The 25450-nt window shown below is 63.4% G+C and carries 4 protein-coding genes; all 4 read left to right on the plus strand.

The window, feature by feature from the left end; genetic code table 11:
- Positions 1-176: 176 nt before the first annotated feature.
- The 4 genes from ACYZTL_RS24515 to ACYZTL_RS24530 are packed head-to-tail and all read left to right on the plus strand — an operon-like array spanning position 177 to position 25437.
- Complete coding sequence (locus tag ACYZTL_RS24515) at positions 177-9419, plus strand: amino acid adenylation domain-containing protein (protein WP_461953893.1); 9243 nt, start codon at positions 177-179, stop codon at positions 9417-9419.
- A 54-nt stretch (positions 9420-9473) separates the two neighbouring features.
- Positions 9474-10532 carry a TauD/TfdA family dioxygenase gene (locus ACYZTL_RS24520; RefSeq protein WP_461953894.1) on the plus strand — a complete coding sequence of 353 codons (1059 nt, stop codon included), beginning with the start codon at positions 9474-9476 and terminating at the stop codon, positions 10530-10532.
- Between the two features lie 11 nt (positions 10533-10543).
- Positions 10544-13642 carry a non-ribosomal peptide synthetase gene (locus ACYZTL_RS24525; protein ID WP_461953895.1) on the plus strand — a complete coding sequence of 1033 codons (3099 nt, stop codon included), beginning with the start codon at positions 10544-10546 and terminating at the stop codon, positions 13640-13642.
- The gene (locus ACYZTL_RS24530; RefSeq protein WP_461953896.1) at positions 13639-25437 is read left to right on the plus strand and encodes an amino acid adenylation domain-containing protein; all 11799 of its coding nucleotides are present in this window, start codon (positions 13639-13641) and stop codon (positions 25435-25437) included. The genes ACYZTL_RS24525 and ACYZTL_RS24530 overlap by 4 nt, the downstream gene beginning before the upstream one ends.
- The last annotated feature ends 13 nt before the right edge of the window (positions 25438-25450 follow it).

Genomic DNA, 25450 nt, shown 5'->3' on the forward strand with positions numbered 1-25450 from the left:
CGAGCACACCTCTGAGTGTCAGGCTTGCAGCGTCATCGTTGATCTCCATCGTCGGAACGCCGCCCGGAGACAAGCTCGCTCCTACAAATTCTCATTCGCTAATTTTTCCGGTCTGCATTCGTTTTATAGGGACGACGTGCCTTTGTGCTTCCCGCCACTGATCCGGATGCTTAGAAATGAATGCTGAAGACTCCTTGAAACTTGCTCGCCGGTTTATCGGGTTGCCCCTGGAAAAGCGCCAGATGTTCCTTGCGGCCTTGCAAAAGGAAGGCATTGATTTCGCCCGGTTCCCGATTCCTGCCGGCGTTGAGGCCGAGGATCGTCAGGCGTTGTCGTACGCCCAGCAGCGCATGTGGTTTCTCTGGCAACTGGACGCGCAAAGTGGCGCCTACAACCTGCCGGGCGCGGTGCGTCTGACCGGACAGTTGAGCCTGCCTGCGCTGGAGCAGGCCTTCGTCAGCCTGGTGGAGCGTCACGAAACCCTGCGCACGGTATTCCAGCGCCAGGCCGACGAGACTTTGCGGCAAGTACCGGCCAGCGCGTCGCTGGTCATCCAGCATGTGGATTTCAGCGCGTTGCCGGCCACGGATCGTGAAAGCGCTGTCGCTCAGGCGGCCGAGCAACAATCAGTGCTGCCCTTCGATTTGTCCGTCGGCCCGTTGCTGCGTGTCACCCTGCTCAAACTCGCCGAGCAGGAACACGTCCTGCTGCTGACCCAGCACCACATCGTTTCCGACGGTTGGTCGATGAACGTGCTGATCGACGAATTCATCCGTTGCTACGACGCTTACGAGGCAGGCACGCAACCACAACTCGCGCCATTGCCGATTCAGTACAGCGACTACGCCTTGTGGCAACGCCGCTGGCTGGAGGCGGGCGAACAGGCGCGCCAACTCGATTACTGGCAAGCGCAACTCGGCGACGAACACCCGGTGCTGGAGTTGCCTACCGATCACTCGCGCCCGGCGATGCCGAGCTATCGCGGCACGCGCTACGAATTCGCCGTCGACACGCAACTGGCCGAGCAACTGCGAATCACCGCGCAGAAACACAACATCACCCTGTTCATGCTATTGCTCGGTGCGTTCAACGCGCTGCTGCATCGCTACACCGGGCAGACCGACATCCGTGTCGGCGTGCCGATTGCCAACCGCAACCGTGCCGAAATCGAAGGCCTGATCGGCTTCTTCGTCAACACCCAAGTGCTGCGCACACAGCTCGATGGTCACACCCGCGTCGACGATCTGCTGCGCGCCATCAAGGAAGCCGCCCTCGGTGCCCAGGCTCATCAGGACTTGCCGTTCGAGCGTCTGGTCGAAGCGCTGAAACTGGAACGCAGCCTCAGCCACACGCCGCTGTTCCAGGTGATGTACAACCATCAGCCGCAGGTTGCAGACATGTCCAGCATCAGCACCGCGTCCGGCCTGGTGTTGGGCGCGATCGAGTGGGAAGGGCGCACCACGCAGTTCGACCTGACCCTCGACACCTACGAAAAGGGCGGCAAGTTGCACGCCGCGCTGACCTACGCCAGTGACCTGTTCGACGCGCCGACCATCGCGCGCATGGCGCAGCACTGGACGCACCTGTTGCAGGCGATGGTGGTGGATACGAATCAGCGGGTCGGCGAGCTGCCGATGCTGACGGCGGATGAGCAACAGGTGCTGGTGCACGACTGGAACCGCACCGCCGAAGTTTATCCCGTCGAGCAATGCGTTCATCAATTGATCCACGCCCAGGCCCTGCGCACGCCCGAGGCGCCGGCGCTGGTGTTCGGTGGCCGTCAGCTCACTTACGCACAACTCGATGCGTGCACCAATCAGTTGGCGCATTACCTGCGCGAGCAGGGTGTCGGCCCCGATGTGCTGGTGGGGATCGCCGTCGAGCGTTCGCTGGAAATGGTCATTGGCCTGTTGGCGATTCTCAAGGCCGGCGGCGCCTATGTGCCGCTCGATCCGGAGTATCCGGCGGAGCGCCTGGCCTACATGATCGAAGACAGTGCGATTGGTGTGTTGCTGACCCAGAGCGCCCTGGTTGGCACACTGCCGACCGAGGGCATCAAGGTCATCGCACTGGATCAGGACGAGGACTGGCTGGACTGTTATAGCGAAACCTGCCCGTCGGTGGCGGTGAATCCGCTGAACCTGGCCTATGTGATTTACACCTCCGGTTCCACCGGCAAACCCAAGGGCGCCGGCAACAGCCATGCGGCGCTGGTCAACCGCTTGTGCTGGATGCAACAGGCGTACGGGCTGGACGGCAGCGACTCGGTGTTGCAGAAAACCCCGTTCAGTTTCGACGTGTCGGTCTGGGAATTTTTCTGGCCGCTGATGACCGGCGCCCGTCTGGTGGTGGCGCCGCCGGGCGCGCATCGCGAACCGGCGCGGTTGATTCGCCTCATCGGCGAACACGGCATCAGCACCTTGCACTTTGTGCCGTCGATGCTTCAGGCGTTTATCCACGAGCCGGGCGTTGAAGCCTGCACCAGCCTCAAACGCATCGCGTGCAGCGGTGAAGCTCTGCCGCTGGATGCCCAGCTTCAGGTGTTCGCCAGATTGCCGGGTGCCGGTCTGTTCAATCTGTACGGGCCGACCGAGGCGGCCATCGACGTGACCCACTGGACGTGCGTTGACGAAGGTGCCGACAGCGTGCCCATTGGCCGGCCGATTGCCAATTTACGCACCCACGTTCTGGACGCGCAGTTGCTGCCGGTGCCGGCGGGTGTGGCGGGGGAGTTGTACCTGGGCGGCGCTGGTCTGGCGCGCAGTTATCTCCGTCGTCCGGGGCTGACGGCCGAGCGGTTTGTGCCGTGCCCGTTTCATGACGGCGCGCGTTTGTACCGCACCGGCGACCGTGTGCGCCAGCGTGCCGACGGGGTGATCGAATACCTCGGTCGCCTCGACCATCAAGTGAAACTGCGCGGTCTGCGTATCGAGCTGGGGGAAATCGAAACCCGCCTGATGCAGCATCCGCTGGTGCGCGAGGCGGTGGTTCTGGTGCAGGGCGGCAAGCATCTGGTGGCGTACCTGGTGCTGGAAAACGCCGAGGCGCAGTGGCCAGAAACCCTCAAGGGCTGGCTTCTTAATAGCTTGCCGGAATACATGGTGCCGACCTACCTGATGCCGCTCGATGCCTTGCCGGTGACCGCCAACGGCAAACTGGACCGCAAGGCCCTGCCGCAACCGGACGCGGCACCGCAACAAGCGTTCGTCGCGCCGCAAGATGCCATGCAGACGGCATTGGCGCAGATCTGGCAGGACGTGTTGGGTCTGGAGCGCGTGGGCCTTGAAGACAACTTCTTCGAGCTGGGCGGCGACTCGATCATCTCCATTCAAGTGGTGAGCCGCGCCCGTCAGGCCGGCATCCGTCTCAGCCCACGCGACCTGTTTCAGTACCAGACCGTGCGCAGCCTCGCGCTGGTGGCGGCATTCGACAATCGCAGTGCCATCGACCAGGGGCCGGTCAGCGGTGAGGTGATCCTGACCCCGGCGCAACACTACTTCTTCGAACAAGCCATCGCGCAACCGCAACACTGGAACCAGTCCTTGCTGTTGACGCCGCGCGAGGCGCTGAACCCTGAAGCACTTGAAGCCGCGCTGGTGGCGGTGATCAACCATCACGATGCCTTGCGCCTGCGGTTTACCGCGAGTGTCGATGGCTGGCAGCAGTGTCACGGATCGCCGGTTGAAACAGCGGGGCTGTGGCAGCGGCACGCGGCGTCGACCGAGGCGTTGTCGGCCCTGTGCGACGAAGCACAACGCAGTCTCGATCTGGCCGACGGGCCGTTGCTGCGTGCGCTGCTGGTCAGCCTCGACGACGGCACGCAACGCCTGTTGCTGGCGGTCCACCATCTAGTGGTGGACGGCGTGTCCTGGCGGGTGCTGCACGAAGACCTCCAGCAGGCCTATGCGCAATTGGCGGGTGGCAGCGCCGCAACGTTGCCCGACAAAACCAGCGCCTATCAAAACTGGGCCAAACACCTGCAAGCGCATGCCCGCACGCTGGATCAGCAACTGCCGTACTGGCAGGCGCAACACGCCGATGCCCGCGACCTGCCGTGTGAAAATCCGCTGGGCAACTTGCAGCATCGCCACGGCCACAAAATCGAATCGAAGCTCGGTGCCGGGTTGACGCGGCAACTGCTGCAAACAGCCCCGGCGGCCTATCGCACTCAGGTCAATGACTTGCTGCTGACCGCGCTGGCGCGGGTGATTTGCCGTTGGACCGGGCACAACTCGACACTGATCCAGCTCGAAGGCCATGGCCGTGAAGACCTGTTCGACGACCTCGACCTGACGCGTACCGTGGGCTGGTTCACCAGCCTGTTCCCGGTGCGCCTGCAACCTCACACGCAAACGGCGAGCACGATCAAGACGATCAAAGAGCAACTGCGCGCCGTCCCCGACAAAGGCCTGGGTTATGGCCTGCTGCGTTACCTCGGTAAGCCGGCCCAGCGTGAAGCGTTGCAAGGGTTACCAACGCCGCGCATCACCTTCAACTACCTCGGCCAGTTCGACCGCCAGTTCGATGAGGACGCGCTGTTTGTACCAGCAGCGGAAAATGGCGGCCAGGCCCAGGGTGACGATGCGCCGCTGGCCAACTGGCTGACGCTTGAAAGCCAGGTCTATGGCGGTCAACTCTCGCTGCATTGGGGTTTCAGTCGCGACATGTTCACTGACAGCACCGTTCAGCAACTGGCCGATGCCTACACCGAAGAACTCACCGTGCTGATCGAACACTGCTGCGCAACGCCGGCGGGTCAGGTCACGCCGTCGGACTTCCCGCTGGCGCGGATCAACCAGGCGCAGCTGGACGCCTTGCCTGTCGCGGCACCGGCCATCGAAGACATTTACCCGTTGACGCCGATGCAGCAGGGCATGCTGTTCCACACCTTGTATGAGCCGCAGGCCGAGGCCTACATCAACCAACTGCGCCTGGATATTCAGGGGCTGGAACTGGCGGCCTTCGGTCGGGCCTGGCAGGCGGCGATCAACCGTCACGACATTCTGCGCAGCAGCTTCCACTGGTTGGGTCTGGAAGCTGCGCATCAGGTGATTCATCGCCAGATCGACCTGCAATTGCAGGTGATCGAGGCGGCCGATATCGACCTCGATGCGCTGGCTGCCGAAGAGCGCAGCCGTGGTTTCGAACTCAGTGCCGCGCCGCTGTTCCGCCTGATGCTGGTGCGCAAAAGCAGCGACGCCTGGCACCTGATCTACACCAGTCATCACATCCTCATGGACGGCTGGAGCAACGCGCAGTTGCTCGGCGAGGTGATTCAACAGTACGCCGGGCAGACACTGGCCAAACCGCTGGGGCAATACCGCGACTACCTTGGCTGGATTCAGCAGCAACCTCTGGCGGCGGGCGAGCACTTCTGGAAGCAGGCGCTGGTCGACCTCGAAACCCCGACGCTGCTGACGCACGCGTTGCCGGCACCGGTCGAAGGGCGTGGCATGGGCGAGCATCATCTGACGCTCGAAAGCGCCGCGATGCAGTGCTTGGCGGATTTCGCCCGGCAGCAAAAAGTCACCCTCAACACCTTGTTGCAGGGCGCGTGGGGTCTGCTGTTGCAGCGCTACACCGGTCAATCGTGCGTGGCGTTCGGCGCGACGATTGCCGGGCGATCCGCACCGTTGCCGGGTATCGAGCAACAGTTGGGTCTGTTCATCAACACCTTGCCGATCATTGCCACGCCACACTCCGCGCAACCGGTCAGCCAGTGGCTCAATGAGTTGCAAACGCTGAACCTGAGCCTGCGTGAGTTCGAGCATGTGCCGCTCTACGACATTCAGGGCTGGGCCGGACAGCAGGGCAACGCGCTGTTCGACAGTTTGCTGGTGTTTGAAAACTTCCCGGTGGCCGAAGCGCTGAAACAAGGTGCACCGGCGGGCCTGACGTTCGGCGCGCTGTGTAATCACGAAATCACCAGCTACCCATTGACCCTCGGCATCGAAGTCGGCGCCAGCCTGCGCCTGGAATTCAGTTTCGATCAGGCCTTGTTCAGCGCTGCCCAGATCGAGCGGCTGGGAGCGAACTTGCTGCATGTGCTGGAGCAATTCGTCGCGCAGCCGCAGCAGGTGCTGGGTGCCGTCAGCCTCTTGGACGCGAAGCAAAAAGCGCAGGTATTGCTGGGTTCGCGTCCCGCCGCGCCGCAGCTGGACAGTCCGTTGCTGGCGCATCAACGTTTCGAGCAGCAAGCGGCCCGCACGCCCGAGGCATTGGCCGTGATCGTCGGCGACGAACGCCTGACTTATGCACAGCTCAACGCCCAGGCCAACCAGCTCGCCCATCGCCTGCGCGAGCACGGTGTGGCGCCGGGGCAGCGGGTCGGCCTGTCGGTACGGCGCAACGCGCAGATGATCGTCAGCCTTATGGCCATCCTCAAGTCCGGTGCCGGTTATGTGCCGCTGGACCCGGACTACCCGGCCGAACGCCTGGCCTACATGATCGAAGACAGTGGGATGGATCTGCTGCTGGCGCAACCGGACCTGCTGACCGATGTCGCGCTGCCCGAAGGCTTGCCGCGTCTGGCGCTGACGGCGGCGTCGCTGGCCGGCTATTCCACGGCCAACCCGGTCAACCTCGCCTGTGCCGAAGACCTCGCGTACCTGATTTACACCTCCGGCTCCACCGGGCGGCCGAAAGGCGTGTGCCTGAACCACGCCGCGCTGCGCGAGTTTTGCCTGATTGCGGCGGACTATTCGCAACTCAGCGCCGAAGACCGCGTGCTGCAATTCGCCACGTTCAGCTTCGACGGGTTTGTCGAGCAGTGCTACCCGCCGCTGTGCGTGGGCGCGGCGCTGGTGTTGCGCGGTGATGAACTATGGGACACCGACACCTTGTACCGGCAGATCATCGAACAGGGCGTGACCCTGGCGGACTTGCCGGCGGCCTATTGGTACTTGCTGGCTCAGGAGTGGGCCGCGCAGCCTCAGCGCGACAAAGGTCGCTTGCGTCAGGTCCACGTCGGTGGCGAAGCCATGTCGCTGGAAGGCCTGAAGCTCTGGCATGCCGCCGGTCTCGGCGACGTACGCCTGCTCAACACCTATGGGCCGACCGAAGCGACGGTGGTTTCCAGCACGCACCTGTGCACCTTGGCCGACACGCAAAACCTGATCGGCGTGCCGATTGGCCGCGCCTTGCCGGGCCGGGCGCTGTACGTGCTGGACACCGAGGGCCATCTGCTGCCGCCGGGCTGCGTGGGCGAGTTGTGCATCGGCGGTGACGCCGGCATTGCCCAGCACTATCACCAGCGTCCGGGTTTGAGTGCCGAGCGTTTCATCGCCGATCCGTTTTCCACCACGCCGGGCGCACGCTTGTACCGCAGCGGCGACCTGGCGCGGTATCGCGAAGACGGCGCGCTGGAATACCTGGGGCGCATCGATCACCAAGTGAAGATTCGCGGTTTCCGCGTCGAGCTGGGTGAACTGGAAGCGCACCTGCAAGGCTTGCCGATGATCAGCGAAGCCGCGGTGCTGGTGCACGAAGGCGTCGGTGGCAAGCAACTGATTGGCTATGTCGTGCCGGTGTTGCCGAACGCCGATTCGCGTCAACTCACCGAAACCGTGCGCCAGGCTTTGGGCGAGCGCCTCCCGGACTACATGCTCCCGGCGCAACTGGTGGTGATGAGCGCATTGCCGCTCAACCGCAACGGCAAACTCGACCGCGCGGCGCTGCCGGCGCCAGAGGTTTGGGAAGCCGTGGCCGGCACCGCGCCGCAAGGCGAGCTGGAAATCGAGCTGGCGCAAATCTGGCAGCGGGTGTTGCAGGTTGCGCGTGTCGATCGCGAAAACAACTTCTTCGAGTTGGGTGGCCATTCGTTGCTGGCCACGCAGATCGTTTCGCAGATTCGTCAGCGCCTGGGTCTGTCGGTAAGTTTGCGCAGCCTGTTCGAACATCCGCGCCTGGAGGATTTCGCGACTCAGGTGCAAGGTCTGCGACACGGCGCCAATGTCTGCGAACGCCCGGCACTGGTGGCGGACCTTTCCGGCGAACGCCAGCCGTTGTCCTTTGCCCAGCAGCGGTTGTGGTTCCTGTGGCACCTTGAGCCCGACAGCTCGATGTACAACATGCCCGGCGCCTTGCGGTTGCGCGGCGAGTTGAACCTGTCGGCGTTGCAGCAAACCTTTGAAACCCTGGTGCAACGCCACGCCGTGTTGCGCACCACGTTCTATGAGGAAGACGGTCAGGCCTGGCAGCGGGTACACGCCGAACTGCCGTTGAACTTCGCCATCAGCGACTTGCGGCATTTGCCGGCGCCGGACGTCGAAGCCGCGCAACGGGCCCGTGAAGAAGTCGCCCGGCCGTTCGATTTGCGCAATGGGCCGTTGCTGCGGGTGCGGGTGTTGCAGGTCGCGGATCAGGAGCATGTGCTGCTGCTGACGGTGCACCACATCGCGGCGGATGACTGGTCGTTCCGGATTTTGATCAATGAATTCGTCGCGCTGTATCCGACCTTAAATCAGGGCGGCGTGGTGCAGTTGCCGGAGCACAGCGTGCAATACGCCGACTTCGCCAAATGGCAGCGCCAGTGGCTGGAGCAGGGCGGTGAACTGCAACGTCAGCTCGATTACTGGGTCATGCGCCTTGGCCAGCCGCAAACGGTATTGGAGCTGCCGGGCGACGGCGATCAGCGTCAGGCGCAGGAAGGCGCCAGTCAGCATTTCACCTTGAATGCGACCTTGAGTCAGCAGTTGCGCGACTTCGCCCAACAGCGTGGATTGTCCCTGTTCATGGTGCTATTGGCCGGTTTCACCCTGGTGTTGCGTCAGCGCACCGAGGTCAGTCGCGTGCGCATCGGCACCGATATCGCCAACCGAAATCAAGTTCAGCTTGAACAAATGGTCGGCTTCTTCGTTAACCAATTAGTGCTGCAAGTGGAGGTCGATGCTGACCAGGCTGCCGGGCAACTGTTGCAAGCCTGTCGTCGCGCGGTTCTGGAGGCTTCGGACCATCAGGACCTGCCGTTCGAGCGACTGGTGGAAGCGTTGCGTTTGCCGCGTCGGGCCGGGCGTTCGCCGTTGTTCGACATCAAGTTGATCTATCAGGAAGGCGTCGGTCGCTTGCCGTCCATGGACGGCTTGTTGGTCGAGGACTTCCCGTCGGGCCGCCAAGCCGCCGAGATCGGCATGGTCGCTGCGTTCTACAACGAGGCCGAACACATTCACCTGAGTTTCGAAACACCCGCCGGGCAGTACTTGCCGAGCACGCTGGAAAGCCTGTTCGAACAGATTCAAGCGGTACTGGAAGCGATGTTGCGCGCCGACGAGCTGACGGTCAGCGACTTGCTGGACCTGGCCACGGATGTGCAGCGCCGCGCCGATGCGCGCCTGAACGAACAACGCAAGGCGTTGCTGGGCGGGCGCATGGCGATCAAGCGCCGTCGTGGCACGCCGGCAGCGCAAACCGCGGCGGACTGATTCATTGCGGCGGCGCCAACCGGGCGCCGCCGTCATCATTTTCTGGAGGGGTTTATGACTGTTTCAACCACCAAGTCCATTCCCAAAATCGGCCGCGGTGCGCGCAAGAGCCTGTCCACCGACCCGACCCGGCTGGTGAGTTTTGCGCCGATGTTCGACGGCGTCAGCATGCCGCTGGTGTGCCGTCCGGCAGTGCCTGGCGTGAGCCTGGTGGAATGGGCGACAGAGAATCGCGCCCTGATCGAAAGCAAGCTGCTGGAGCATGCGGTCATTCTGTTCCGTGGCTTCCAGGTGGCCGACATCGCCGAGTTCAACCGCTGCGTGGCGGCGATTTCCGACGGCGCGCTGGAGTACCTGTTCCGCGCCTCGCCACGGACCCAGATCACCGGCCAGTTCAAGATCTACAGCTCCACCGACTACCCGGCGGTGGAGAAAATCTTCCCGCACAACGAACACTCCTATTCGCCGGTGTTTCCGCGTCACCTGTACTTCTACTGCGACACACCGTCGACCACCGGCGGCGAAACACCGTTCGGCGACACCCGCGAAATCCTCGCGCGGATCGACCCGGCCGTGCGCGAGGCGTTTCAGCGTAAACGCATCATGTACGTGCGCAACTACGGCGACGGCATGGGGCTGCCATGGCAGACCGTGTTCCAGAGCGAAGATCGCGGTGAAGTCGAAGCCTACTGCGCCAGGATCGGCATTCAGGCCGAGTGGAAATCGGGCAATCGCCTGCGCACCCGGCAAAACGGCCCGGCGATCGTGCGCCATCCGCTGACGGGCGAGCGCATCTGGTTCAACCACGGCACCTTCTTCAACGCGCTGACCCTGCCGGACAGCATTCGCTACAACCTGCTGCGTGAATTCGGCCCGCTGGACCTGCCACAAAACACCTTCTTCGGTGACGGCACGGTCATTCCCGATGACGTCATCCGCCACCTGCAAGGCATCTATCGCGACGTAATGGTCGAGTTCACCTGGGAGAAGGGCGACGTGGTCCTGCTGGACAACATCCTCAGCGTACATGCGCGCAACGAATTCACTGGCTACAGAAAAATCCTCACGGCCATGGCCATCGCGCAGAAAAGCGCCGACCTGGATCAGGAATAAGGACACTCGACATGAACACCACCGCCCTCGAACCTTCGGTAGACGTTTTCCAGACTTCGGCTCAGCAAGCCTTCTATTTGCGCGCTCAGGAGCTGGGCGGACAGCCGCTGTTCGCCGCCCTGACCGTGCCGGTCGCCCAGGCTGTGGACGCGCCGGCATTGCGCGCGGCACTGGATGAATTGGGCCAGCGCCATGAAACCCTGCGCACGGTCTATCGTCGCTTGCCGGGTATGAAATGGCCTGTGCAAAGCCTGTGCGACGAGCTGCCGGTCACGTTGCAGGACAGCGCGTCTTCGGTGGCCGAAGCCCTGAGCCTCGGCCGTGAAACCATGGCTGACGATCCGGTTCGAGTGTTGGTGGTGACGCCCGTACAAACCGCAGACGGTCAGTATTTCGTCACGCTGCTGGCGCCGGCCAGCAGCCTCGATGAAGCGTCGCTGCGTGTGCTGTCGGCGGAGCTTGCGAGCCTGTTGCGCGGCGAAACACTGGCCGACAATCAGGAAGATTTGCAGTACCTGGATTACACCGCGTGGCAGGAAGAACTGCGCGAAGAAGACATCGGCCATCAAGGCGCCGCGTTCTGGCGCAACCTGCAACAACAGTTCGCGCTGGCGCACCGTCTGCCCTTCGAAAAAGCCGTTGAGGTGACCCTGGCTCGACATCAGGCCACGCTTGGCGACGCGGTATGGCTGGCCGATGTGCAACGGGTGGCCGACGCTCAGGGTGTCGAAGCCCCGCGCGTCGCGTTATTGCTGTGGAGTGCGTTCGTGGCGCGCATCGGCAATCAGGAAAAGTTGCTGATGGGCTGGGAAGTGGCGGGGCGCAACGAGCAGACTGAAGCGACCCTCGGGCGTTTCGCCCGTCGTTTGCCAGTGGCTTTCGATCACCGCAGGCACGAGACCCTGGCGCAAGCGCTGGCATCGTTTGCTGCCAGCGTCGAGCAATCGCTGTCCTGGCTCGACTGCCTCAACGAGTTCGAACTGAGCGCCGAAGTCGCGACACCGCTGCGTTATGGCCTGGTGTATCAGGCCGATGCCGAGGCGAACATCGAAGTGGACGACGCCAACCCGGAAGTCCTGCGCCTGCGGGTTCAGGGCGAACGCTTGCAGCTGTCGTGCCTGGCCGGCGCGGTGCCCGAGTCGATGCTGGCGGCATGGCTGGAGCAGTTCGTCGAGTTCAGCCGCCAGTTGCTGAATTCGCCGGAGCTGACCCTGGGGCAGGCCACTCAGGTCAATGCAGCGCAACTGACGCGCTTGATCGAAGACTTCAACCCGCTGGCCGCCGAGCAGGCACTGCCGCATCGCTACCTGCAAGACCTGTTTACCGAACAGGCACGCCTGCATCCGCAGCGCATCGCCGTGAGCGTCAATGGCCAACGCCTGAGCTATGCCGAACTGGATGCACGCTCTAACCAAGTGGCCAATGCCTTGCGCGCGCAAGGTGTGGCGCCGGATGAAATCGTTGCGGTCTACGGTCAGCGCTCGCTGGAAATCGTCATTGCATTGCTCGGCACACTCAAGGCCGGCGCCGCTTACCTGCCGCTCGATCCCAACTACCCGATTGATCGTCTGGCGTTCATGTTGCAGGACGCCGCTGCGCGCCAAATATTGGCCTGCCAGCCGCTGCCCGAAGCGTTGCACAGCGAGCGGGTCATTTCCCTGATGCCGGAGGCCGAAGTCTGGTCCGCGTCCCAAAAACATCCAGGTCCTTTGGGCGACAGTGCCAATCTCGCCTACGTCATTTACACCTCCGGCTCCACCGGCAAACCGAAGGGCGTGATGATCAGTCACGCCAACGCGGTGGCCTCGACCCTCGCACGCAGCGGGTTCTATCGTCAGCCGTTGCGAGCGTTCCTGATGCTCTCGTCGTTCTCTTTCGACAGCTCCGTGGCCGGGGTTTTCTGGGCATTGGGGCAGGGCGCGACCCTGTGCCTGCCGGATGAAGACAGCTACAAGGACCCGGCGCTGCTGGCGGCGCTGATCCAGCGTGAAGAGGTTTCCCACTACCTGACCTTGCCGTCCTACCACGCGCAGATTCTGGAGCACCTCGACGGCCATGCTCTGGCGTGCGTGATCGTGGCCGGCGAAGCGTGCAGCAACGCCTTGGTTGCGCGACATCGCGAGGCGTTGCCGCAGGTGGCGCTGGTCAACGAATACGGCCCGACCGAAGGCACGGTCTGGTGTTCGGCGTGGGAACTGCCGCTCGGCCAGGATGACGACACCCTCCCGATTGGCCAGCCGATTCCGGGCATGCGCATTCACGTGCTCGGCCCGGATCTGATGCCGGTGGCCGTGGGCGTCGAAGGTGAGCTGTATGTCGGCGGCGCCGGCATTGCCCGCGGCTATCTCAAGCGCGCCACGCTGACCGCCGAACGTTTTGTTCCCGACCCGTTTGCGAAGCAGGCCGGCCAGCGGCTGTACCGCACCGGCGACCTCGCACGCTACCGCGCCGATGGTGTGTTGGAGTACCTCGGCCGGGTCGATCATCAAGTGAAAATCCGTGGCTTCCGCATCGAGCTGGGCGAGATCGAATCCGCCATGCGCAGCGCACCCGGCATCGAAGACGCGGCGGTCATCGCCCGCGAAACGCCGACCGGCCCGCAACTGCTGGGCTTCGTGATTTCCCCGGCCGACACCGCCGACATCCGCCTCAACGAATTGCGCAGTCACCTGAGCGAAGCGCTGCCCGAGCACATGCAGCCGGCTCGCTTGCAGGTGCTGGAAGGCTTCCCGCTGATGCCCAACGGCAAACTCAACCGCCAGGCCTTGCTCGACCTCGACGTCCGCCGCAGTGACTTCGTTGCGCCGCGCACCGATCTGGAGAAAGTCCTGGCGGCGATCTGGGCCGAGGCGCTGCACGTCGAGCGTGTCGGCGCGCACGACAGTTTCTTCGAGCTGGGCGGTCACTCGCTGCTGGCGACGCGGATTCGTGCGCGGATTCAGGAAGAACTGAACCTGGCGATCCCGCTGAAGCTGTTCTTCGAAGGCGACACCCTGGAACGTCTGGCGGCGGAAATCGAGCAGTTCCGTCAGCGCAGTGAACACAAAGAAAACGATGTAGACGCGCTGGAAGCGTTGTTCGACGAAGTGGATGAGGAACACACGCGATGAGTGCTGCACCGGACAGAATGATGACCCTGGCCCAGCGTTTCTGCGGCTTGAGCCTGGACGCGCGGCGTGCCTTGCAAGAAAAGATGCACGCGCAGGGCCTGACCCTTGAGTTGCTGCCGATCCCGCCAAGGGACCCGGCGGTCGACACGCTGCCGGCGTCGTACGCGCAGCAGCGTTTGTGGTTTCTGTGGCAAATGCAGCCGCAGGCGACCGCGTACAACCTGACCGGTGCCTTTCGCCTGAGCGGTGAGCTGAACCGCGCAGCGCTGGCGCAAACCCTCGCCGCGCTGGTGCAACGTCATGAAGTACTGCGCACGACCTTCGTCTTCGATGAGCAGCACGTGCTGCAAAAAATCCACCCGCAGATGGACGCGCCGCTGGTCGAGGCCGACGCTGCTGACGACGCCGAACTGCATCGCCAGATCGCCTTCAATGCCGAGCAGCCGTTCGACCTGCAGCACGGCCCGTTGATGCGCTGCCGGCTGATCCGGCTCGAAGCGCAGCAGCATGTGCTGGTGCTGACGTTCCATCACATCGTCACCGACGGCGGCTCGTTGCCGATTCTGTTGCAGGAATTCACCCAGCTCTACGCGCAACTGAGCGCCGGGCAAGCGCCGCAACTGCCAGAACTGGGCATTCAGTACGCCGATTTCGCCCGCTGGCAGCGCCTGTGGCTGGAAGCCGGCGAGGCCGAGCGTCAGCTTGAATACTGGCGTGAACAACTGGGTCGCGAGCACCCGCCGCTCAACCTGCCGGCCGATCGTCGTCGCCCGGCGATCCCGAGCCAGCAGGGCGCCAGCGTCGAGCTGAAGGTGCCGGCCGAACTGGCGGTCAGCCTGAAGGATCTCGCCCGCCGCGAAGGCTGCACGCTGTTCATGGTGTTGATGGCCTCGTTGCAAACCCTGTTGCATCGCTACAGCGGCGAACGGGACATTCGCGTCGGCGTGCCGATTGCCAACCGTACCCGCCAGGACGTGGAAAACCTGCTGGGCTTTTTCGTCAACACCCAGGTGCTGCGGTGCCAGCCCCACGCCGATCAGTCATTTGTGCAGTTGCTGGCCGAGGTCAAAACTGCGGCACTGGGCGCGCAGGCACATCAGGATTTGCCTTTCGAGCAATTGGTCGATGGGCTCGATGTAGAACGCAGCCTGAGCCATACGCCGTTGTTCCAGGTGATGTTCAACCACCAGCGCGATGCCGGTGGCAAACAGCGCTGGGACTTGCCGGGTCTGAGCGTCGAACCGCTGATCTGGGATGAAAAGACCACCAAGTTCGACCTGATGCTCGATACCGTGGAGAGTGACGACGGCATCCATGCCTCTTTCGTGTACGCCATCGAATTATTCGACGCCTCGACCATCGAGCGTCTCGGCCGGCATTGGCTGAACCTGTTGCAAGCCATTTGCGCCGACAGCTCGGTCGCGTTGGCGGACCTGCGCATGCTCGCCACAACCGAGCAGCAAACCACGTTGCGGGACTGGAACCGCAGCGCCGCTTCGCAGGCCACGAACTTGCTGTGCGCTCATCAACTGATCGAAGCCCAGGCTGCCGCGCACCCGCACAAGATCGCGGTGACCTGCGACGGCGTGACCCTCAGCTACGCGCAACTGAACGAACAGGCCAACCGCATCGCCCATCGTCTGCGCGAACGCGGTGTCGGGCCGGACGTGTTGGTTGGGATCGCGCTGGAGCGGTCGCTGGAAATGATCGTCAGCGTGCTGGCGATCCTCAAGGCCGGCGGCGCCTACGTGCCGCTGGACCCGGAATACCCGCAGGACCGTCTGGCCTACATGCTGGCCGACAGCGGCACGCGCCTGTTGCTGACCGACTCCGCGCTGCTGCTGCGACTGCCGTTGTCCGAAGGCATCGAAGTGATTTGCCTCGACCACGCCAGTGATTGGCTGAGTGAAGCGTCCGTTGAGAATCTGCCGAACCTGACCCGCCCGGAAAACCTCGCGTACGTCATCTACACCTCCGGTTCCACCGGCAAACCCAAAGGCACGTTGCTGCCGCACAGCAACCTGCCCCGCCTGTTCAGCGCCACCGAACACTGGTTCGGTTTCAACGCGGACGATGTCTGGAGCCTGTTCCATTCCTATGCCTTCGACTTCTCCGTGTGGGAAATCTTTGGTGCATTGTTCTACGGCGGCAAGTTGGTGGTGGTGCCGCACGCTATCAGCCGTTCCCCGGAAGACTTCGCTCGCTTGCTGCGCGATGAACAGGTCACGGTGCTCAACCAGACACCGTCGGCGTTCCGCCAGTTGATGCCGTTTGCCTGCGCCAATGCCAAAGACATGGCCCTGCGTTACGTGGTGTTTGGCGGCGAGGCGCTGGACGTCGCGAGTCTGCGTCCGTGGTACGACGCGTTCGACGATCAACAGCCGTTGCTAATCAACATGTACGGCATCACCGAAACCACCGTGCACGTGACGTACCGACCGTTGTCCCGCGCTGACCTCGAGGGTGCCAACAGTTCGCCGTTGGGCGAGCCGATTGCCGACCTGCGCTGGTACGTGCTCGACCCGCGTCTGAACCCGGTGGCGAAGGGGTGCGTCGGTGAGCTTTACGTCGGCGGCGCCGGTCTGGCGCGGGGTTATCACCAGCGCGCCGATCTGACCGCCACGCGGTTTGTCCCGGACCTGTTCGCCGATGAAGCGGGTGCACGCCTGTATCGCACCGGCGATCTCGCGCGTTATTGCGCCGATGGCAGCATCGAGTACGCCGGGCGCATCGACCATCAAGTGAAGATTCGTGGCTTTCGCATCGAATTGGGTGAAATCCAGGACCGCCTGCAAAGTCACCCGGCCATTGAACAAGCGCTGGTGTTGGCGCCCGAGATCAATGGCAGCCAGCAGTTGGTCGCCTGGTTCACCGTCACGCAAGACATCGCCGATTTGCGCCAGTCGTTGCGTGAACACTTGCAAGCGGGCCTGCCGGATTACATGGTGCCGGCCCATTTGCTGAAGCTCGACCAGTGGCCGCTGACCAGCAACGGCAAGCTCGATCGCAACGCACTGCCCAAGCCTGATGCCGCCCTGGCGCAGCAGGTTTACACCGCACCGGTGGACGACATGCAGGCCGAGTTGGCGGCGATCTGGCAAGACGTGCTCAAGCTTGAGCGCGTGGGGATCGACGACAACTTCTTCGAACTGGGCGGCGATTCGATCATCTCGATTCAAGTGGTCAGCCGTGCGCGTCAGGCCGGGATCCGCATCACCCCGCGTGATCTGTTTCAACACCAGACCGTGCAGAGTCTGGCGAAGGTCGCGCAGCGCAGTGCTGGTCTGCTCATCAATCAGGGCCCGGTGCGTGGCGACGTGCTGCTGACACCGATCCAGCACTGGTTTTTCGAGCAGCCCATCGAGGCCCGGGACCACTGGAACCAGTCGGTACTGCTGGAACTTCGCGAGCCTTTGGACAGCGCGTGCCTGCAACAGGCGTTGGCCGCGCTGCTGGACCATCACGACGCGTTGCGCCTGCGTTTGCGTCAGGTGGACGGCGTGTGGCAGCAGGCTCAGGCCGAGCACTGGAACAGCGCCGAACTGTTGTGGCAGCGTCAGGCGGCGAACGCCGACGAGTTGCTTGAGCACTGCAACGCCGCACAAGCCAGCCTGAATTTGCACGACGGCCCATTGTTGCGCGCCTTGCTGGTGGACATGGGCGCGGCCGGTCAGCGCTTGCTGCTGGTGGTGCATCATTTGGCGGTGGACGGTGTGTCCTGGCGTCTGTTGCTCGAAGATTTGCAAACGGCCTACGACCAAGCGCGCCAGGCTCAGCCGCTGCGCCTGCCGGCCAAATCCAGCGCTTATCAAGCCTGGGCGGCGAGCTTGCGGCTGCATGCGCAAAGCCCTGAACTGGTGAGTCAGGCGGCTTACTGGCAGCGCCAATACCACGACGTGCTGGTGGACCTGCCCGCCGATGATCCACAAGGCAGTCTGGCCAGCGAACATGCCGTGAGCGTGGAAACCGTGCTCGACAGCACCTTCACCCGGCAACTGTTGCAAGACGCTCCGGCGGCTTACCGCACGCAGGTCAACGACCTGTTGCTGACGGCGTTGGCGCGGGTGCTGGGCGGCTGGACCGGCCAGTCATCGACTCTGGTCAAACTGGAAGGTCATGGCCGCGAGGACCTGTTCGACGACATCGACCTGACCCGCACCGTGGGCTGGTTCACCTCGATCTTCCCGGTCAGGCTGACCCCGGCCAGCGATCTGGCCGGGAGCATCAAGGCGGTCAAGGAACAACTGCGCGCGGTGCCGGACAAAGGCATCGGTTTCGGCATCCTGCGGTATCTGGCGCAGGCCGGTCTTGAGGATTTGCCGCAGCCGCAAGTCACGTTCAACTACATGGGCCAGTTCGATGCCAGCTTCGATGAGCAGGCGCCGTGGCGTCCGGCCCGGGAAAGCGGTGGCGCGGAGCAGGGGGCTTCGGCCTCGCTGGATCGCGGATTGAGCATCAACGGTCAGGTGTACGCCGGGCAACTGCGCCTGAGCTGGACCTTCAGCCGTGAAGTGTTTGCCGAGCACACCGTGCAGCGACTCGCCGACGCCTACGCTGCCGAACTGCAACAGCTGATCGAACACTGCCTGAGCGGTGCCGGTGGCCTGACGCCGAGCGATGTGCCGCTGGTCAGCGTCGATCAGGCGCAGCTCGATGCACTGCCGCTGGCGGCGCGTGAGATCGAAAACATCTTCCCGCTGTCGCCGATGCAGGAAGGCATGCTGTTCCACAGTTTGTTCGCCCCGGATGCCGGCGCTTACATCCCGCAAATGCGCGTGGACGTGCAGGGCATCGAGGTCGAAGCGTTCCGCAGCGCCTGGCAACAGACGCTGGAAAACCATGAAGTGTTGCGCGCCGCGTTCTTCAGCGAGAGCAATGGTTCGCGACCACTGCAAGTGATTCTGGCCAACGCCACCGTACCGCTGACCGTGCTCGACTGGCGCAATGAAGCTGGTCAGGCACAAGCCCTGGAACGTCTGGTCGAAGACGATCGTCTGCGCGGTTTCGACCTGACAGCCGCGCCGTTGCTGCGCCTGACCCTGGTGCAAACCGCGTCCGACACCCATCACCTGATCTTCACCCACCACCACATTCTGCTGGACGGCTGGAGCACCTCGCAGCTGTTCGGCGAAGTATTGCAGCGTTACTCGGGCGTGATGCCGGTGGCGAGCGGCGGTCGTTATCGCGATTACATGACATGGCTCAGCGGGCGTGATCCTGCCGCGTGCGAAGCGTTCTGGCTGGAGCAATTGCAGGCGTTCAACGAGCCGACGCGTTTGGCCGGCGCGATGCCGGGGCCGGTCGCGGGGCAGGGCGACGGTCATCGCACCGTTCACCTGAGCCTGGACCGGGCGGCCACCGAGCGCCTGAGCGGGTTTGCCCGTCAGGCCCGCGTGACGCCGAATACCTTGCTGCAAGCGGCGTGGCTGTTGCTGTTGCAGCGCTACACCGGCCAGCGCACCGTCGCGTTCGGCGCCACGGTGTCGGGTCGTCCGAGCGAGTTGCAGGGGATCGAGCAGCAAGTCGGCCTGTTCATCAACACCTTGCCGGTGATTGCCACGCCACACCCCGAGCGCACGGTCAGCCAATGGGTGGACGAGGTGCAGGCGCTCAATCTCAAACTACGCGATGTCGAGTACACGCCGCTGGCGGACGTGCAGCGTTGGGCCGGGCACTCGGGCGAGTCGCTGTTCGACACGCTGCTGGTGTTCGAAAACTACCCGGTCGCCGAGGCGCTGGAGGGTGGCAATCCGAGTGCACTGAAGTTCTCCGGTGTCAGCAATCACGATCAAACCAGTTTCCCGCTGGCCATTGCCGCAGAGCTGGGCGAGTGCCTGGACCTGCGCTTCAATTACGACACGGCGCTGTTTGCCGCCGAGGCCATCGACGGCCTGAGCAATCGTCTGGTGACGTTGCTCGATGCCATGGTCCGTGAGCCGCAACAAGCCCTGGGCCGACTGAGTCTGCTCGACGCTGCGCAGACCGAGCAGCAAGTGCAAGGCTTCAACAACACCGCCGTGACCTGGCCCGACGTGCGCCCGGTCCACCTGTGCTTCGAAGCCCAAGTGCTGAAAACCCCGGACGCGCCGGCGTTGGTGTTTGCGGGTCAGACCCTGACGTATCGTCAACTCAACCAACAGGCCAACCGACTGGCGCACTACCTGCGCGCCCAAGGTGTCGGCGCCGAAGTGCTGGTCGGCATTGCCGCCGAGCGTTCGCTGGAACTGGTCATCGGTTTGCTCGCAATCATGAAGGCCGGCGGCGCCTATGTGCCGCTGGACCCGGATTACCCGCGCGAGCGCCTGGAGCACATGTTCGAGGACAGCGGCGTGCACGTGCTGCTGACCCAACGTCATCTGCTGGCGCAATTGCCGATTCCCGCCGGGACCACGGCGATCTGCCTGGACGACAGCGCTCGACTGGTCGAAGGCTTGAGCGAGGAAAACCTGCCAAGCGTGGTCGAGCTGCAGTCGCTGGCGTACATGATTTACACCTCCGGCTCCACGGGCAAACCGAAGGGCGCGGCCAACCGTCACGATGCGTTGTACAACCGCATTGAGTGGATGCAGGGCGCGTACCCGCTGGACGGTCGCGACACCGTGCTGCAAAAAACCCCGTTCAGTTTTGACGTGTCAGTGTGGGAGTTCTTCTGGCCGCTGATGGTCGGTGCACGCCTTGCGGTCGCCGAACCGGGCGCCCATCGCGACCCGGCGCAACTGGTGCGTTTGATCGAGCAGTATCAGGTCAGCACCCTGCATTTCGTGCCGTCGATGTTGCAGGCGTTTGTCCAGGGTGAAGGCTTCGAGCGTTGCGCCAGCCTGCGGCAGATCATGTGCAGCGGTGAAGCGCTATCGGCGGATTTGCAGAACAGCCTGTTCCGCGTGCTGCCTGGCGTCGGTTTATACAACCTGTACGGGCCGACCGAAGCCGCCATCGACGTGACCCACTGGACGTGCGTCGATGACGGCTCGATCAGCGTGCCGATCGGTTACCCGATCGCCAACCTGGTGACCTACATCCTCGACGACAGCCTGCAACCGCAAGTGGCGGGCTGCGTCGGTGAGCTGTATTTGGGCGGCATCGGTCTGGCGCGGGGTTACCACCGTCGTCCAGACCTGACGGCCGAGCGTTTCGTCGCCAGCCCGTTCGGTCAACAGGGCGAGCGCCTGTACCGCACTGGCGACCTGGCGCGCTACCGCGAGGACGGCGTGATCGAATACGTCGGCCGCATCGATCATCAAGTGAAGATCCGTGGCTTGCGCATCGAACTGGGTGAAATCGAAGCCTGCCTGCTGGAACATCCGCAGGTGCGCGAGGCGGTGGTGATCGCGCTGGATGTCGGTAAATCCAAACAACTGGTGGCTTACGTGGTCGGCCAGTCGTTGGTGCTCGACGCGCTCAAACTGCATCTGCGCAACGCGCTGCCTGAGCACATGCAACCCAGTCATGTGATGTTGCTTGAGCAATTGCCCGTGACGCCGAACGGCAAGCTCGATCGTCGCGCATTGCCGCAACCCGATCAGCAGGTTCGTGAATACGTCGCACCGCGCAATGCCGTGGAGGCGACGCTGCAAGCTGTCTGGCAGGCGTTGTTTGAAGTTCAGGTCGGCATTCAGGACAACTTCTTCGAACTGGGCGGCGACTCCATCGTGTCGATCCAGGCGGTCAGCCGTGCGCGCAAGGCCGGCCTGAGCATTTCGCCGAAGCACGTGTTCAGCCACCCGACCATCGCTGAACTGGCGACTGTTGCCCAGGCTTTGGAAGCCGTGGAAGCGGCGCCGGTCATTGCTGCGCCGGCTCTGAAGATCGAACTGAGCGAAGCGCAATATCAGGCGCTGGAATTGATGGCGAACGAGGTGGACGACGTTTATCCACTGTCGCCGATGCAGCAGGGCATGCTGTTCCACTCGGTGCAGGACGGCGACTCGGGGCTGTACGTCAACCAGATCGAAGTGGGCGTGCGTGGCGTTGACGGTCCGCGTTTCCGCGAAGCCTGGGCCGACGCTGCGCAGCGTCACGCGATCCTGCGCACCGCGTTCCTGTGGGAGGGCGACAAGGAGCCGCTGCAAGTGGTGCTGCGCAACGCGCCGGCGCTGCTGACCGAGCTGGACTGGCGCGGCCTGGATATCCAGCCCGAGCGTGTGCGCCAATTGGCCAGCGATGAACGTGAACGTGGTTTCTCGCTGAACCGCGCGCCGTTGCTGCGCCTGCTGCTGGTGCGTCTGGAAGACGACCGCTATCGCCTGATCTGGACCTATCACCACATCCTCATGGACGGCTGGAGTGTGTCGCGTCTGATCGGCGAAGTGCTGCGTCATTACAGTGGCGACGCGCAGGAACCGGTGGCCGCGTATCGCGACTACATCGACTGGCTCGGCCAGCAGGTGGCCGAGGCCAGCGAAGCGTTCTGGAAAGACAAACTCAACGCCCTCGAAGGCGCCACGCACCTGGCCCGCGCGTTGCCGGTGAAGGCGCCGCAAGCGGGTTATCACGCGATCTACACGCACCTGAATGCGCAGCAGACCGCGCGTTTTCAGGCGTTTGCCCAGCAGCAGCAAGTGACGCTCAACACCCTGGTGCAAGCCGCGTGGCTGCTGCTGTTGCAGCGCTACACCGGTCAGCGCACGGTGACGTTCGGCGCCACGGTGTCGGGCCGGCCGGAAACCCTCAACGGTTCGGAGAACATGTTGGGGCTGTTCATCAACACCTTGCCGGTGGTCAACAGTGTGCCAACCGAAGCGAGCGTCGGTGACTGGCTGCGCGAGATTCAGGCCTATAACCTCGACATCCGCGACTTCCAGCAAACCCCACTCAGCGATATTCAACGCTGGGCCGGGCAGGGCGGGCAGTCGCTGTTCGACAGCATCATCGTCTTCGAAAACCAGCCGGTCGATCGCACGTTGCGCGAGTGGAACGGCGACTCGCTGCGATTCGAAGACGTCTCCGACTTCGGCCTGACCAGCTTCGCCATGGACTTGATGGTCAGCCTCGATGAAGGACTGCGCATCGAGTACATGCACCAGCGCGATCAGTTCGACCTCGCCACCGTCGAAGTGCTGCGCAGCCACATGGAAAGCCTGATGCAGCGTCTGTGCGACAACGCTGACCGCGCCGTGGGCGAACTGGGTTTGCTGACGCTGGACGAAGGCCGGCAACTGGACGGCGAACTGCCGACGCTGGCTGACGACCACGAACGGCCGGTGCACGAGCTGATCCGTGAGCGGGCGCGGCTGCAACCGGAGCACACCGCGTTGGTGCTCAGCTACGCCGACCGCGACGCCGAACACCTGAGTTATGCCGAACTGGATCGTCGTTCCGACGCACTCGCGGTGCACCTGCTGGCGCAGGGCGTGCAGGCCGAAGACGTGATCGGCGTGTTCATGGAGCGCTCGCTGGAACTGGTGGTGTCGCTGCTGGCGGTGATGAAGTGCGGCGCGGCTTACGTGCCGCTGGATCCGCAGTACCCGCAGGAACGTCTGCGCTACATGATGGCCGACAGCGACATGCGCTTGCTGCTGACCCAGGAGCGTCTGCGTGACACCGCGCAACTCAATCCGGGCACGCCGATGGTCGCCGTGGATCGCTTGAACCTCGACATCGAGGTGCCAGCGCCACAAAGCAACGTACACGCCGAGCAACTGGCCTACCTGATTTACACCTCGGGCTCGACCGGCAAACCGAAAAGCGTCGCCGTGGCTCACGGGCCGTTGAGCATGCACGTGCAGGCGATTGCCGAGCTGTACGAAATGGACCCGGCCAATCGCGAACTGCATTTCATGTCGTTCGCCTTTGACGGTGCCCATGAACGCTGGATCACCGCGCTGATTAGCGGCTCGACCCTGGTGGTGCGCGACAACACCTTGTGGACCGCCGAACAGACGCTGGCGGTGTTGCATCGCCAGCGCATCACCGTCGCTTGCTTCCCGCCGGCGTACTTGCTGCAACTGGCCGAACACGCCGAGTTGCAGGGCGGCAATCCACCAACCGTGCGCATCTATTGCTTCGGTGGCGATGCGGTGCCGGACGCCACGTTCGAGCGGGTCAAGCACACGCTCAAGCCGCAATACCTGGTGAATGGTTACGGCCCGACGGAAACCGTGGTCACGCCGTTGCTATGGAAAATCGCTGCCGACGGCCACTGCGAGGCGATGTATGCGCCGATCGGTCGCCGCGTCGGCACCCGCAGCCTGCATGTGCTGGACATGGACCTCAATCCGTTGCCGGTGGGCATGGTCGGCGAACTGTACATCGGCGGCCGAGGCGTTGCGCGCGGCTACCACCGTCACCCATGGCAAACCGCCGAGCGTTTCGTCGCCGACCCGTTCAGCCGCGACGGCGGTCGTCTGTACCGCACCGGTGACCTGGTGCGCCGCCGCGAGGATGGCGTGTTCGATTACGTGGGACGCATCGACCATCAGGTCAAAGTGCACGGCTTCCGCATCGAACTGGGTGAAATCGAAGCCCGTCTGCGCGAGCAGGTCGGAGTAAACGACGCACTCGTGGTGGTACGTGACAGCGGACAGGGTCCGCAACTGGTCGGCTATGTGGTCGCGGCCGAAGACGATGGCCTGGGCCAGCGTTGCCAGGCAGCCTTGCGTGAAAGCCTGCCGGATTACATGGTGCCGACGCAGATCGTGGTGTTGCCGCGTTTCCCGCTGACACCGAACGGCAAGCTCGACCGCAAGGCCTTGCCGGACCCGACCTTCGAGGGGCGCGAATACGTGGCCCCGCGCACACCGCTGGAATGGGCGCTGGCCGAGATCTGGCAGCAAGTGCTGGGCGTCGACAAAGTCGGCATCACCGACAATTTCTTTGAGTTGGGCGGCGACTCGCTGCGCACGCTCAAAGTGATCTCGAAGGTGCGGGCACTGAATCAGCCGGACTTCCAGCTGAAACTGCGCGACATGATGGCCAAACCGACCATCGCCGGGTTGTCCGGTGTCGATGAGCAACCGCTCAAACAGAGCCCGGAACCGCTGCTGCTGTTGAACCAGCCGGTGGACGATCAACCGGCGCTGTTCTGCCTGCACGCCGGGTTCGGCACGGTGTTCGACTACGAACCGCTGGCCCGTCGACTGGAAGGCCAGCGCACAGTGTACGGCGTGCAATGCCGCATGTTGCTCGACCGTCAGTGGCACGACACCTCGCTGCAGCAAATGGCTGCGGACTACGTCGAAGCGATTCGCCGCAAGCAACCGCAAGGCCCGTACCATTTGCTGGGCTGGTCGTTGGGCGGGGCGCTGGCGTTGATGGTCGGCGATCTGCTTGAACAGCAGGGTCAGCGCGTGGCGTTCGTCGGCCTGGTGGACAGCTTTGTGCCGACCCAGGCCAATGCCGTCGCCAGTGTTGATGAGTGGCGCGCGGACCTGCGCGAGTTCCTCGGTGCAACGTTGAGCATGGACAGCGATGTCATTGTTCAGGCGTTGAGTGTCGAAAACTCGGGTGACCAGGACGCTGTCGCGCGGATCATTCGCACGGTGATCGACACCGAAGGCGAGCAGGCCAGCGGCTACGCGTTGCTCGGTGCCGATGAGTTGGCGCAGACATTCATGGTCAGCACACGATTGAAGGCGTTGTCGCGGCAGGTCGAGACCTTGCCGCTGCCGCACGCCGAACTGTGCTGCTGGTGGGCCGATGGTAACCCGACGGCCGAACGCGCGACGCTGGAGCGTCAGCAACCACGGCTGCGAAAAGTGCAAACCGTCAGCGCCAGCCACTTCGATATCCTGCAACAGGATGAATGCCTGAGTGCCGTGGTGACGGCACTCGGTCGGGAGGTGGTGCCACAGTCGTAAGGTTTGCCATTCA

It is taken from the genome of Pseudomonas sp. LB3P81 (assembly GCF_054897965.1).

Excerpts from the sequence above, each read along its gene's own strand:
- ACYZTL_RS24525 (WP_461953895.1), top strand. The coding sequence starts at position 10,544 with ATGAACACCACCGCCCTCGAACCTTCGGTAGACGTTTTCCAGACTTCG.
- ACYZTL_RS24520 (WP_461953894.1), top strand. The coding sequence starts at position 9,474 with ATGACTGTTTCAACCACCAAGTCCATTCCCAAAATCGGCCGCGGTGCG.
- ACYZTL_RS24515 (WP_461953893.1), top strand. The coding sequence starts at position 177 with ATGAATGCTGAAGACTCCTTGAAACTTGCTCGCCGGTTTATCGGGTTG.
- ACYZTL_RS24530 (WP_461953896.1), top strand. The coding sequence starts at position 13,639 with ATGAGTGCTGCACCGGACAGAATGATGACCCTGGCCCAGCGTTTCTGC.